This window comes from Kluyvera genomosp. 3 (assembly GCF_011765685.1).
Lineage (GTDB): Bacteria > Pseudomonadota > Gammaproteobacteria > Enterobacterales > Enterobacteriaceae > Kluyvera > Kluyvera georgiana_A.
In genome coordinates, this window is the sequence record NZ_CP050321.1 from 188376 (window position 1) to 200710 (window position 12335).

At 56.8% G+C, this 12335-nt stretch carries 12 protein-coding genes; 6 read left to right on the forward strand and 6 right to left on the reverse strand.

What is annotated here, in order from left to right; all coding sequences use genetic code 11:
* Positions 1-5 precede the first annotated feature (5 nt).
* Positions 6-1397: a nucleobase:cation symporter-2 family protein gene (locus GY169_RS00915; protein WP_167574787.1), complete on the reverse strand. Its 1392-nt coding sequence runs from the start codon at positions 1395-1397 to the stop codon at positions 6-8.
* Between the two features lie 283 nt (positions 1398-1680).
* Here GY169_RS00915 and gltS point away from each other — a divergent pair, with 283 nt between their 5' ends.
* Positions 1681-2883 (forward strand): sodium/glutamate symporter, encoded by a 1203-nt coding sequence (gltS, locus tag GY169_RS00920; RefSeq protein WP_167574788.1) that lies wholly within the window; start codon positions 1681-1683, stop codon positions 2881-2883.
* Positions 2884-2970: 87 nt separating this feature from the next.
* Here the strand turns inward: gltS and glpK are convergent, their stop codons facing one another.
* Positions 2971-4479, reverse strand: coding sequence for a glycerol kinase GlpK (gene glpK / locus GY169_RS00925; protein ID WP_064540909.1), 1509 nt, complete (start codon positions 4477-4479; stop codon positions 2971-2973).
* A gap of 21 nt (positions 4480-4500) precedes the next feature.
* Positions 4501-5349, reverse strand: coding sequence for an MIP/aquaporin family protein (locus GY169_RS00930; RefSeq protein WP_064540911.1), 849 nt, complete (start codon positions 5347-5349; stop codon positions 4501-4503).
* 420 nt (positions 5350-5769) lie between these two features.
* On the opposite strand from GY169_RS00930, the gene zapB reads away from it, so the two are divergent.
* The 4 genes from zapB to GY169_RS00950 all read left to right on the forward strand — a co-directional run bounded on the left by zapB (position 5770) and on the right by GY169_RS00950 (position 9437).
* Positions 5770-6015, forward strand: a complete 246-nt coding sequence (gene zapB / locus GY169_RS00935; RefSeq protein ID WP_100249963.1) for a septal ring assembly protein ZapB — start codon at positions 5770-5772, stop codon at positions 6013-6015.
* Positions 6016-6221: 206 nt separating this feature from the next.
* A complete protein-coding gene (gene sbp, locus GY169_RS00940; protein ID WP_064540914.1) occupies positions 6222-7211 on the forward strand; it encodes a sulfate/thiosulfate ABC transporter substrate-binding protein Sbp in 990 nt (329 codons plus the stop codon).
* Between the two features lie 92 nt (positions 7212-7303).
* Complete coding sequence (locus GY169_RS00945; RefSeq protein WP_163446933.1) at positions 7304-8059, forward strand: CDP-diacylglycerol diphosphatase; 756 nt, start codon at positions 7304-7306, stop codon at positions 8057-8059.
* Between the two features lie 73 nt (positions 8060-8132).
* On the forward strand, positions 8133-9437 hold the full coding sequence (locus GY169_RS00950) for an SLC13 family permease (RefSeq protein WP_167574789.1): 1305 nt from the start codon (positions 8133-8135) through the stop codon (positions 9435-9437).
* A 94-nt stretch (positions 9438-9531) separates the two neighbouring features.
* Here GY169_RS00950 and tpiA read toward each other — a convergent pair whose 3' ends face one another.
* Positions 9532-10299 carry a triose-phosphate isomerase gene (tpiA, locus tag GY169_RS00955; RefSeq protein ID WP_167574790.1) on the reverse strand — a complete coding sequence of 256 codons (768 nt, stop codon included), beginning with the start codon at positions 10297-10299 and terminating at the stop codon, positions 9532-9534.
* 108 nt (positions 10300-10407) lie between these two features.
* Positions 10408-11004 carry a DUF1454 family protein gene (locus GY169_RS00960; protein WP_163446937.1) on the reverse strand — a complete coding sequence of 199 codons (597 nt, stop codon included), beginning with the start codon at positions 11002-11004 and terminating at the stop codon, positions 10408-10410.
* Between the two features lie 111 nt (positions 11005-11115).
* Here GY169_RS00960 and GY169_RS00965 point away from each other — a divergent pair, with 111 nt between their 5' ends.
* A complete protein-coding gene (locus tag GY169_RS00965) occupies positions 11116-11547 on the forward strand; it encodes a DUF805 domain-containing protein (RefSeq protein ID WP_064540928.1) in 432 nt (143 codons plus the stop codon).
* Here the strand turns inward: GY169_RS00965 and fpr are convergent.
* A complete protein-coding gene (gene fpr, locus GY169_RS00970) occupies positions 11538-12284 on the reverse strand; it encodes a ferredoxin--NADP(+) reductase (protein WP_065357233.1) in 747 nt (248 codons plus the stop codon). The genes GY169_RS00965 and fpr overlap by 10 nt on opposite strands.
* Positions 12285-12335 lie beyond the last annotated feature (51 nt).

The following is a 12335-nucleotide window of genomic DNA, read 5'->3' on the forward strand; positions in this document are numbered from 1 at the left end:
GTGAATTACTCTTTCTCTGGCGGGAAAACCAGGTTCAGAATGATGGCGGTGATGCCACCTGCGGCGATGCCGGAAGAGAGCAGGTTTTTCAGCCAGTCCGGCGCGAACTGCAGAATCTGCGGCTGCTGGGACACGCCCAGGCCAACGGCCAGCGACAGCGCGATAATCAAAATGGCGCGGCGGTTCAGCGGCTCGCGGGAAACGATGCGCACGCCGGAGGCGGCGATGGTGCCGAACATCACCAGCGTTGCGCCGCCGAGGACCGGTTCCGGAATGTGCTGCACGAAACCGCTGACCGCCGGGAACAGGCCCAGCACGATCAGCATCAGCGCCACCACAAAGCCAACGTAGCGGCTGGCGACGCCGGTCAGCTGAATAACGCCGTTGTTCTGGCCAAAGCAGGAGTTCGGGAAGGTGTTGAACACCGCGGAAACGCAGGAGTTGAGGCCGTTTGCCAGCACGCCGCCCTTCAGGCGCTTCATATACACCGGGCCGGAGACCGGCTGCTCGGAAACGTCAGAAGTGGCGGTAATGTCGCCGATGGTTTCCAGCGAGGTGATCATAAACACCAGCATCAGCGGCAGCAGCAGGTTCCAGTCGATACCGAGGCCGTAGTACAGCGGCGTGGGGATCATAATCAGGCTGCTGTTGGTCGGCGCCGTGTTTTCCGGCAGCATGCCGAGGAACCAGGCAATCAGGTAACCCGCCGCCATGGCGATCACCAGCGACGCAATGCGCAGGTACGGGTTACGCTGACGGTTGAGCAGGATAATAATGGCCAGCACTACGCCTGCCAGCAGCAGGTTTTTCGGCGCGCCGAAGGTATTGTCGGCCATGGCCGCGTAGCCGCCGCCGATGGAAGTCAGGCCGACCTGAATCAGCGACAGGCCGATAATCATCACTACCACACCGGAGACCAGCGGCGTAATCACGCGGCGCGCCAGGTGCAGCACGCGAGATAAGACCATCTCGGTGCAGCTTGCCAGCATCAGGGTGCCAAACAGCGCCGCCATCATCGTCGGCACGTCCGCGCCGCCGGTTTTCAACGCCGTGCCGCCCATAATCAGCGGCGCCACGAAGTTAAAGCTGGTGCCCTGAATCGACAGCAGGCCAGAGCCTACCGGGCCCCAGGCTTTAATCTGAATGATCGATGCCACACCGGAAGCGAATAACGACATGCTGATAATGTGCTGAGTATCCTCAGCCGGCAGGCCAAGGGCCTGGCAGATCAGCAGCGCGGGGGTGATCACCGCGACAAACATCGCCAGCAGGTGCTGGAGTGCGGCGAAGAGGGTCTGCGGAAGCGGCGGACGGTCTTCCAGGCGGTAAATCAATTCGCTGGTTTGCTTATGCGCAATCGGTTGCGCATTGGCTTGTTCGAGTGTGTTAGAGGACATCTCAGAGGCAATCCCGTGGTGGAAAAGTGGCGATTTTAGCGGACTGGTTGGTAAAAGCAAACGGTTGCTTTCGTATGCGGCAAATTATTGCGGAAAATACCCCTGTGAAATGCATGTGTTTAACCGCGTGCGTTAACGAAAATGCTGACAAATAATACCTTTTTCTATCACTTTAGCGCTTTTCATGATTACACTTTGGGCCGATGCCTCACGAAGAGGCGATCTCGACATCGGAAAATTGTCGCGTGTGAATGGATCATGCGTTTAGTCAGGAGCTGTAATTATGTTTCATCTCGATACCTTATCGACGCTCGTTGCCGCAACGCTCGTATTGCTGCTGGGACGAAAGCTGGTCCAGAGCGTTTCCCTTCTCAAGAAATACACCATTCCCGAGCCCGTTGCGGGCGGCCTGCTGGTGGCGCTTGCGCTGCTGGTGCTGAAAAAGAGCCTGGGCTGGGAAATCGACTTTGATATGAGCCTGAAAGACCCGCTGATGCTGGCCTTCTTCGCGACCATAGGTTTGAACGCGAATATTGCCAGCCTGCGCGCGGGCGGAAAGGTGGTGGGCACGTTCCTGATTGTTGTCGTCGGCCTGCTGCTGCTGCAAAACTCGCTGGGCATTGGGATGGCGAAGCTGCTGGGGCTTGACCCGATTATGGGGCTGCTGGCCGGGTCGATCACGCTGTCGGGCGGCCACGGTACCGGCGCGGCGTGGAGCAAGCTGTTTATCGAACGCTATGGCTTTACCCACGCAACGGAAGTTGCCATGGCCTGCGCAACCTTTGGCCTTGTGCTCGGCGGCCTGATTGGCGGGCCGGTCGCGCGCTATCTGGTGAAGCATTCATCGTCGCCGAACGGTACGCCGGACGATCAGGAAGTGCCTACCGCGTTTGAAAAGCCGGATGTTGGGCGCATGATCACGTCGCTGGTGCTGATTGAAACCATCGCCATGATCGCTATCTGTCTGACGGTGGGCAAAGTGATTGCGCAACTGTTGGCGGGAACGGTACTGGAGCTGCCAACGTTTGTTTGCGTGCTGTTTGTTGGCGTTATTCTCAGTAACGGTATGGCGCTGCTTGGTTTTTACCGGGTATTCGACCGCGCGGTGTCGGTATTGGGTAACGTGTGCTTATCGTTATTCCTGGCGATGGCGTTGATGAGCCTGAAACTCTGGGAGCTTGCGGACCTGGCGCTGCCGATGATCGCGATTCTGGTTGTACAAACCGTGGCGATGGCGCTGTATGCGATTTTCGTCACCTACCGTCTGATGGGGAAAAATTACGACGCGGCGGTGCTGGCGGCGGGTCACTGTGGCTTCGGTCTCGGCGCGACGCCGACGGCGATTGCCAACATGCAGGCGATTACCGAGCGTTTCGGGCCATCGCATATGGCGTTCCTGGTGGTACCGATGGTGGGGGCGTTCTTTATTGATATCGTCAACGCGCTGGTGATTAAGCTGTTCCTGCTGCTGCCGATGTTTGGTTGAAATAAAAATGCCGGAGCTTATCTCCGGCATTTTTTTGCCTGATGGCGCTACGCTATCAGGCCTACAAACGGCGTCTCCGCTCGGTGCTTACTCGTCGTGCTCTTCCCACGCTAACGCGCGTTTCACCGCTTTCTTCCAGCCGCTGTAGCGGAAGTTACGCTCGGTGGTTTCAATCCCCGGACGGAACTCGCGCTCAATGACCGCTTTCTCCTGCAGCTCATCCAGGTTCTGCCAGAAGCCAACCGCCAGACCGGCGAGGTAGGCCGCGCCGAGCGCCGTCACTTCGCGTACTTCCGGGCGCTCTACGCGAGTGCCAAGAATGTCGGACTGGAACTGCATCAGGAAGTTGTTGGCCACCGCGCCGCCGTCTACGCGCAGGGCGTGCAGACGAATGCCGGAGTCTGCCTGCATCGCTTCCAGTACATCACGGGTCTGGTAGGCGATGGATTCCAGGGTGGCGCGAATAATGTGGTTCGAGTTCACACCGCGCGTCAGGCCGAAAATAGCGCCGCGTGCATACGGATCCCAGTACGGCGCGCCCAGGCCGGTAAAGGCGGGCACCACGTACACGCCGTTGGTGTCTTTCACTTTGGTGGCGAAGTATTCTGAGTCGAACGCGTCGCTAATCAGCTTCATTTCGTCACGCAGCCACTGAATGGACGCGCCTGCCATAAACACCGCGCCTTCCAGCGCGTAGTTCACCTCGCCGCGCGGGCCGCAGGCGATGGTGGTCAGCAGCCCGTGGCTCGAAGCCACCGCTTTTTCCCCGGTGTTCATCAGCATAAAGCAGCCGGTACCGTAGGTGTTTTTCGCCATCCCTTCCTTCACGCACAGTTGGCCGAACAGCGCCGCCTGCTGGTCGCCGGCGATACCGGCGATAGGAATACGGGTGCCGCCTTTGCCGCCAATGTTGGTCTGGCCGTAGACTTCGGAAGACTTACGCACTTCCGGCAGCATGGCGCGCGGGATATCCAGCGCATCCAGCATCTTGTCATCCCATTCCAGGGTGTTGATGTTGAACAGCATGGTGCGCGAGGCGTTGGTGTAGTCGGTGACGTGCACGCGACCCTGGGTCATTTTCCAGATAAGCCAGGTGTCGACGGTACCGAACAGCAGTTCGCCGCGCTTCGCACGCTCGCGGGAGCCTTCCACGTGGTCGAGGATCCACTTCACCTTGGTGCCGGAGAAGTACGGGTCGACCACCAGACCGGTGGCTTTGCGCACGTACTCTTCCATCCCGTCGCGCTTGAGCTGCTCGCAGATATCCGCCGTACGACGACACTGCCAGACGATGGCGTTATAAATCGGTTTACCGGTTTCACGCTCCCACACCACGGTGGTTTCGCGCTGGTTGGTGATACCGATAGCGGCAATCTGATCGGAGTTAATGTCGGCCTTCGCCAGCACTTCTACCAGCGTGGAGCTTTGGGTCGCCCAAATTTCCATTGGGTCGTGCTCTACCCAGCCTGGCTTCGGATAAATTTGTTCAAACTCACGCTGCGACACGCTGATGATGTTGGCGTCATGATCCATAACGACGGCGCGGGAGCTGGTAGTGCCCTGGTCGAGCGCAACGATGTATTTTTTGTCAGTCATAATGAACGTTCCGTAGTCAGATTACAGCGAAGCATTGTGTTGATTTTGGCTGGAGACCGCTTTCGGCTCTTCAACCTCGCAGGTGTCGCAGGGCAGATGGCGACCGATCAGCTTGCGGTAGCTGAACGCACCCAGTGCTGCACCGACGATTGGCGCGCACAGCGGCACCAGGAAATACGGGATATCTTTGCCGCCGGTGAAGGCCACGTCGCCCCAGCCTGCCAGCCAGGCGAAGGCTTTCGGGCCGATATCACGCGCCGGGTTCATCGCAAACCCGGTCAGCGGGCCCATTGAGGCGCCGATAACGGCGATCAGCAGGCCAATCAGCAACGGCGCCAGCGGCCCGCGCGGAATGCCGTTACCATCGTCGGTCAGCGCCAGAATCACGCCCATCAGGATAGCGGTAATCACCATTTCTACCGCGAATGCCTGCACAAAATTGATATGCGGGTTAGGATAAGTTGAGAAAATACCCGCCAGTTCAAGACTTTCGACGCTGCCGCGCACCATATTGTGCGTGTGTTCGAAGTCGATGAACAGGTTGTAGTAAAGTCCGTAGACCAGCGCGGCGGCGCAGAACGCCCCGGCAAACTGCGCAACGATGAACGGGATGACCTTACGGCCATCAAAGCAGGCAAACAGCCACAGCGCGATGGTGACTGCAGGGTTAAGGTGCGCGCCGGAAACCCCGGCGGTCAGATAGATGGCCATCGCCACCCCCAGACCCCAGATGATGCTGATTTCCCACTGGCCGAAGCTCGCACCCGCGACTTTCAGCGCCGCAACACACCCCACGCCGAAAAATATCAACAACCCGGTACCGAGAAACTCTGCGATGCACTGGCCTTTTAACGTTGATGACTGGCTCATAATCGGAATCCTGAAGACTAATTGATGATTATTGTGTTCATGAGCATTCGCGACGCTCATGTTACCTTGTAGGTATAGTGTTAATTTATCGTTAACGAGCGTAAACGAGAAATATCGAAATCAAAATGTGTGTGGCTCGTCAAGAAATGAGCGTTTTCGCGCCAAAAAGCGAACGATTTCGCCGCAAAAAATGTGAGGAGAGAAACATTCCGCATGCTAAAGCGTTAACAATTTATTGCATATTGACGCTAACGCTCCAGGTCTATGCCGAAAATTGCGGAGAACCGCAATCTACAGGCTCTGGCGCTGGACAGGGGCGGCGGGGCTTCATACAATCGACCACAAGCCGTGCGCTTATTTACGTTAAGGCGTCACCGGGGTTCCGGGACGATATCAACGCCTTGCAAGATCAGGAGAGGTATGACGATGTCATTAGAAGTGTTTGAGAAACTGGAAGCGAAAGTTCAGCAGGCGATTGATACCATCACGCTGTTGCAGATGGAAATCGAAGAGCTGAAAGAAAAGAACAACACGCTGGCGCAGGATGTACAGTCTGCACAGCAGAGCCGTGAAGAGCTGGAGCGTGAAAACAACCAGCTGAAAGAACAGCAGAGCGGCTGGCAGGATCGTCTGCAGGCGCTGCTGGGCCGCATGGAAGAAGTCTGATTCCACCTCTCCCCGGGCAATCATTATCGCCTGGGGAAGTTTTCCCTCCCCGCTGATTTTCCCTGCTGAGTGAATTCGCGCATCAGCGCATTGTCCGTTTTCGTATATTTCAAAACGGCATAATCAATCTTTTTTTATTCTTTAATCATCGTTTCGATTTCTGGCAGGCTAGCCTCATTACAACACAACAGATAAGAGAGCGGGCGATGAACAAGTGGGGCGTAGGGTTAACTCTTTTGCTGGCTTCCACCAGCGTACTGGCTAAGGATATCCAATTACTGAACGTGTCTTACGATCCGACGCGTGAACTGTACGAACAATACAACAAGGCGTTCAGCGCGCACTGGAAAAAAGAGACCGGTGATAACGTGGTGATTCGTCAGTCTCACGGCGGCTCTGGCAAACAGGCCACTTCCGTGATCAACGGTATTGAAGCTGACGTCGTGACCCTGGCGCTGGCCTATGACGTTGATGCGATTGCCGAGCGTGGCCGCATCGACAAAAACTGGATTAAACGCCTGCCGGATAACTCCGCGCCGTACACTTCCACCATCGTGTTCCTGGTCCGCAAAGGCAACCCGAAACAGATTAAAGACTGGAACGATCTCGTGAAACCGGGCGTTTCCGTCATTACCCCGAACCCGAAAAGCTCCGGCGGCGCACGCTGGAACTACCTGGCAGCCTGGGGCTACGCGCTGCACCACAACAACAACGATCAGGCCAAAGCGCAAGATTTCGTGAAAGCGCTGTATAAAAACGTCGAAGTTCTGGACTCCGGCGCTCGTGGCTCCACTAACACCTTCGTAGAACGCGGTATCGGCGATGTGCTGATTGCGTGGGAAAACGAAGCGCTGCTGGCGGCGAACGAACTGGGGAAAGACAAGTTTGAAATCGTCACCCCGAGCGAATCTATTCTCGCCGAGCCGACCGTCTCCGTGGTTGACAAAGTGGCTGAGAAAAAAGGCACCACCGCGGTAGCGGAAGCCTACCTGAAGTACCTCTACTCGCCGGAAGGCCAGGAAATCGCGGCGAAGAACTTCTATCGCCCGCGTGACCCGGATGTAGCGAAGAAGTATGAAAATGCGTTCCCGAAACTGAAGCTGTTCACCATTGATGATGAGTTCGGCGGCTGGACAAAAGCCCAGAAAGAACACTTCTCTAACGGTGGTACGTTCGACCAGATTAGTAAGCGTTAATCTCCCTCTGACGCCCGGCAAATTTGTCGGGCGTTTTCTTTTAGTCATCAAAGTACGCTACTCTTCCCCCTGGTTTTTTCTGGGGAGACAACATGAAAAGGTTAAAATACCTGCTGATCGCGCTGCTGGTGATGGTGATAGCAGCAGGTGCTGGCGGTTGGTACTGGCTGCATTCCGGCAACTCGAATGCGCTGCGTCAGATTGTGTTACAGCAGTGTGTGCCGAACCAATTGCAGCATCGGACCCCTGCGCCGTGCGCAGACGTGAACCCGAAAGGCGGCTATGTGCTGTTTAAGGACCGCAACGGCCCATTGCAATACTTGCTGATGCCAACCTACCGTATCAATGGGACTGAAAGCCCGCTGTTATTAGACCCACTGACGCCAAACTTCTTCTGGCAGGCGTGGCAGCGTCGCATGATCATGAGCGACAAACGGGGTTCAGAGGTGCCGGATAGCGCCATCTCCCTGACCATCAACTCCCGTACCGGGCGGACACAGAACCACTTCCACATCCATATTTCCTGCCTGCGCAAAGATGTACGCGCGCAACTGGATGGCGATCTTGCGGCGATTAGCAGCCGCTGGCTACCGCTGCCTGGTGGGTTGATGGGACATGAATATCTGGCGCGTCGCGTCACTGAAAATGAGCTGGCGCAGCGTAGCCCGTTCCTGATGCTGGCGGAAGAAGTGCCGGAAGCGCGCGAGCATATGGGGCGCTTTGCGCTGGCGCTGGTGAAGCAAAGTGATGACTCGCTGTTGCTGCTGGCGACCGAGCGAAACCTGCTGACGCTGAACCGAGCTTCTGCCGAGGAAATTCAGGATCATCGCTGCGAGATTCTGCAATAACCCTACCTAATCTGGCGTTTACCTGTCTGGCCTGTCGTCGTATTCTTGCTGAAAAAAACGACAGGAGACAGGTATGTCGCTCTGGTTTTCTCATCCTCTGTTCCTTCCCTCACTCATTGTTGGCGTCACTATCCTGCTATGGGCCACCTCGTTGCTACCGGAGTTCATTACCGCGCTGCTGTTCTTTGCGGCGGCGATGACGGCGAAAATCGCGCCGCCGGATGTTATTTTCGGTGGTTTTGCCTCCTCGGCGTTCTGGCTGGTATTCAGCGGTTTTGTGCTCGGGGTTGCTATTCGCAAGACGGGGCTGGCCGATCGTGCCGCGCGAGCGCTGTCGGCAAGGCTGACGGACTCCTGGCCGTTGATGGTCGCCAGCGTGGTGCTACTGAGCTATGCACTGGCGTTCGTGATGCCCTCGAACATGGGGCGTATTGCGCTGCTGATGCCGATTGTGGCGGCAATGGCGAAACGCGCGGGCATTGAGGACGGCACCCGCGGATGGTACGGGCTGGCACTGGCGGTGGGTTTTGGCACCTTCCAGCTTTCCGCCACCATTTTGCCCGCCAACGTGCCCAATCTGGTGATGAGCGGAGCAGCGGAAGGGGCTTACGGCATTCATCTGAATTATGTCCCGTATCTGCTGCTGCACACACCGGTGCTGGGTTGGCTGAAGGGCGCAGCGCTGATTGTGCTTATCTGCTGGCTGTTCCCTGGCAAACCGCATCCGCCGCGCGAACTTGAGCCATTGCCGCCGATGAGCAGTGATGAGAAGCGCCTGGCGTGGCTGCTGGCGGTAGTGCTCACGCTGTGGGTGACCGAGAGCTGGCACGGTATAGGGCCGGCCTGGACGGGGCTGGTCGCCGCGGTCGTCACGCTGCTGCCGCGCGTTGGGTTTATTACCGGTGAAGAGTTTGCCAGCGGGGTGAATATTCGCACCTGTATCTACGTTGCCGGAATTCTCGGGCTGGCGATTACCGTCACTCAGACGGGCATAGGCGCGGTGGTGGGCAACGCGCTGTTGCACATCATGCCGCTGAATGAAGATGCGCCGTTTACCAGCTTCCTCGCCTTAACCGGCATTACCAGCGCGTTGAACTTCATTATGACCGCCAACGGCGTTCCGGCGCTGTACACCACCTTTGCCCAGAGCTTCTCGGATGCAACTGGTTTCCCACTGCTGAGCGTGATTATGATCCAGGTGCTGGGCTATTCCACGCCGCTGCTGCCCTATCAGGCCTCACCGATCGTGGTGGCGATGGCGTTAGGAAAGGTGCCTGCGCGCGCGGGGATGCTGCTGTGTCTGGCGCTGGCGGCGGTGAGCTATCTGCTGCTGTTGCCGTTGGACTATGCGTGGTATCAGGTGCTGGGGAAATTATGAGTTGTCTCTAAAACAACAAACCGGCCATAGGGCCGGTTATCACACGTACGCCGTCATTCGGCGAAAACCTGGCACGATGGCCAGGTTCAATGTCTTACGCGTTTTTAGCTGCTTCTGCTGCTTTAACGATTACCGCGAAAGCGTCAGCTTTCAGGGATGCGCCGCCAACCAGCGCGCCGTCGATGTCCGGCTGGGTGAACAGCTCTGCTGCGTTGCCTGCGTTTACGGAACCGCCGTACTGGATGATAACCTGTTCAGCGATTTTCGCGTCAGCTTTAGCAATGTGGTCACGGATGAACTTGTGAACCGCCTGAGCCTGCGCTGGAGTTGCAGATTTGCCGGTACCGATCGCCCATACTGGTTCGTAAGCGATAACCGCGCCTTCGAAGGCTGCCGCGCCCTGAGTTTTCAGAACGGCGTCGATCTGACGTGCACACACTTCTTCAGTTTTGCCCGCTTCGTTTTCTGCTTCGGTTTCACCGATGCACAGAACCGGAATCAGACCCTGCTCTTTCAGCACGGCGAATTTTTTGGCGATCAGCTCGTCAGATTCTTTGTGGTAGGTACGACGCTCGGAGTGGCCGATGATGATGTAGGTTGCGCCAACATCTTTCAGCATTTCAGCGGAGGTTTCACCGGTGAATGCGCCAGACAGGTTCAGGTCAACGTTCTGCGCGCCCAGGTTGATGTGGCTGCCCGCCGCGGCGTGTTTAGCCATATCGATATACATTTCCGGCGGAGCGATAGCCACGCCGCAGCCTGCCACGCCAGCCAGCTCTTTACGCAGGTTAGCAATCAGCTCGTTTACCATGTGGCGGCTGCCGTTCAGTTTCCAGTTACCCATCACTAAAGGATGTCGCATTTCGATTCTCCACGCTTGTCAGCGAATTAAGGAATATGGCCACCCGTCAGGGCAGCATGGTCTGTGAAACAGTATAGAGATTGAAAGGCATGAAGGCTTTGCTTTTTATCATTTATTCTCCCCTTCAAGATTTTCAGATAGCGCCAGCTTAATCGGTTCAACGGCGAAGGTCAGCCCTTTTTCGCCGTTATCTGCGACAACATAGCGCACCGCGCCTTCGGTACTGGCGAAGTAATGTTTGCCTTTTCCTTGTGTCAGCAGCTTTTGTAATTTCTGCTGGCTTTGCGGTTTGGTCAGCGTGGGAATCACCGCACGCATCAGGGCGCTCATGTACTCCTGCGCCTTGGCTTTTGCCGCTTTCTGCTCCGGCCCTTGAATCGGCAGCCAGGTAATTTGAATCGACTTAATCTTCAGCGTGCCGCGCTCCAGCGCCGTCGAGGCGTAAAGGTTTTCGTTTATCTTGCTGGCGGCACGGGTAATGGTGAGCTGATCGCGGCTGGAGGTAATCGAGCGGAACTCGCCGAGCGGCAGGCTGGGATTTTCAGTATTGAACTTTTCCCTAAACTGGCTGATGGAGAGATCAAACGCTGGGGCGCCAGTGAGCAGGTATGGGGCAACGGCTGCAGGCGTTTCCGCTGACAGTACGGTCTGACTAAAACTCAGCGAGATGAGCCCTGCCAGACAGAGCGTTATCCATTGTTTCATACCAATCGTCCTCCTCTTTTCAGATGACGATTAAAACGGGAACGGCCCCGGTTGTCAAAATGTGCCCACTTCAGGGTAAACTACGCGGCACAACGACAAAGGAAAGAGTACATGACTCTACAGCAATGGTTATTTTCCATTAAAGGGCGTATTGGACGCCGTGACTTCTGGATCTGGATTGCCATCTGGGCCGTGACGATGGTCGCGCTGTTCAGCCTTGCGGGCGGCGGGCTCGTCGACTTACAAACCGCGGCGTTTATGTTGGTGTGTCTGCTATGGCCAACGGCGGCAGTGACCATAAAACGTCTGCATGACCGGGGGAAATCAGGCCTCTGGGCGCTGCTGATGGTGCTGGCGTGGATGCTGCTGGCGGGCAACTGGTCCATGCTACCCGGCGTATGGCAGTGGGGCGTTGGGCGCTTTGTTCCGACGCTGATTATCGTCATGATGCTGATCGATCTGGGCGCGTTTGTCGGCACCCAGGGCGAAAATAAATACGGTAAAGATACCCAGGCCGTGAAGTATCGCGCCGATCACCAGTAGTGTTCGGCGGTCATGTGGCCCGGACGACGGCGCAGGTGTTTGGTCATCTGCCGGGTCTCTTTCAGCAACTGTTGGGTATCGCGCACCATCTGCGGGTTGCCACACAGCATGATATGGCTGGTTTCCGCGTTGAGCGGTAACCCTACCGAGGCTTCCAGCGCGCCGCCTTCAATCAGTGGCGGAATGCGCCCATTCAGCATCCCCGGCACGTTTTCCCGGCTGACAACGGTCTGAATACGCAGTTTGCCGTTATAACGCGCGGCTAATGATTGCATTTGCGGCAGATAGCTTAAATCGGCGGCGTAACGCGCGGCATGCACCAGCACCAGATTTTTAAAGCGATCGAGGTCTTTGCCTTCTTCCAGAATCGACAGGTACGGACCAATCGCCGTGCCGGTTGCCACCATCCACAGGGTTTCGCAGTCGGGGATTTCATCCAGCACAAAGAAGCCGGCTGCCTCGCTGACGATTTGCACTTCATCACCCGGTTTTAGGGCCGCGAGCCGTGGGCTGAGTTTGCCCTCCGGAACGGTGACCAGATAGAACTCGAGGTCAGGATTGCTGGGGGCGTTAACGTAAGAGTAGGCGCGCTGTACTCGCTCGCCGTCGATATCCAGCCCCAGCTTGGCGAACTGCCCGGCGGTAAACGGATGAACCGGCGCGTGGACGGTAAGGCTAAACAGTGCGTCAGTCCAGTTCTGCACTTTAACGACTTTGCCTGTAACCCAGTCTGCCATGGCGTATCTCCTCTCATTCGCGTTATCTTATCTTCACCGCGACGAGAAAAG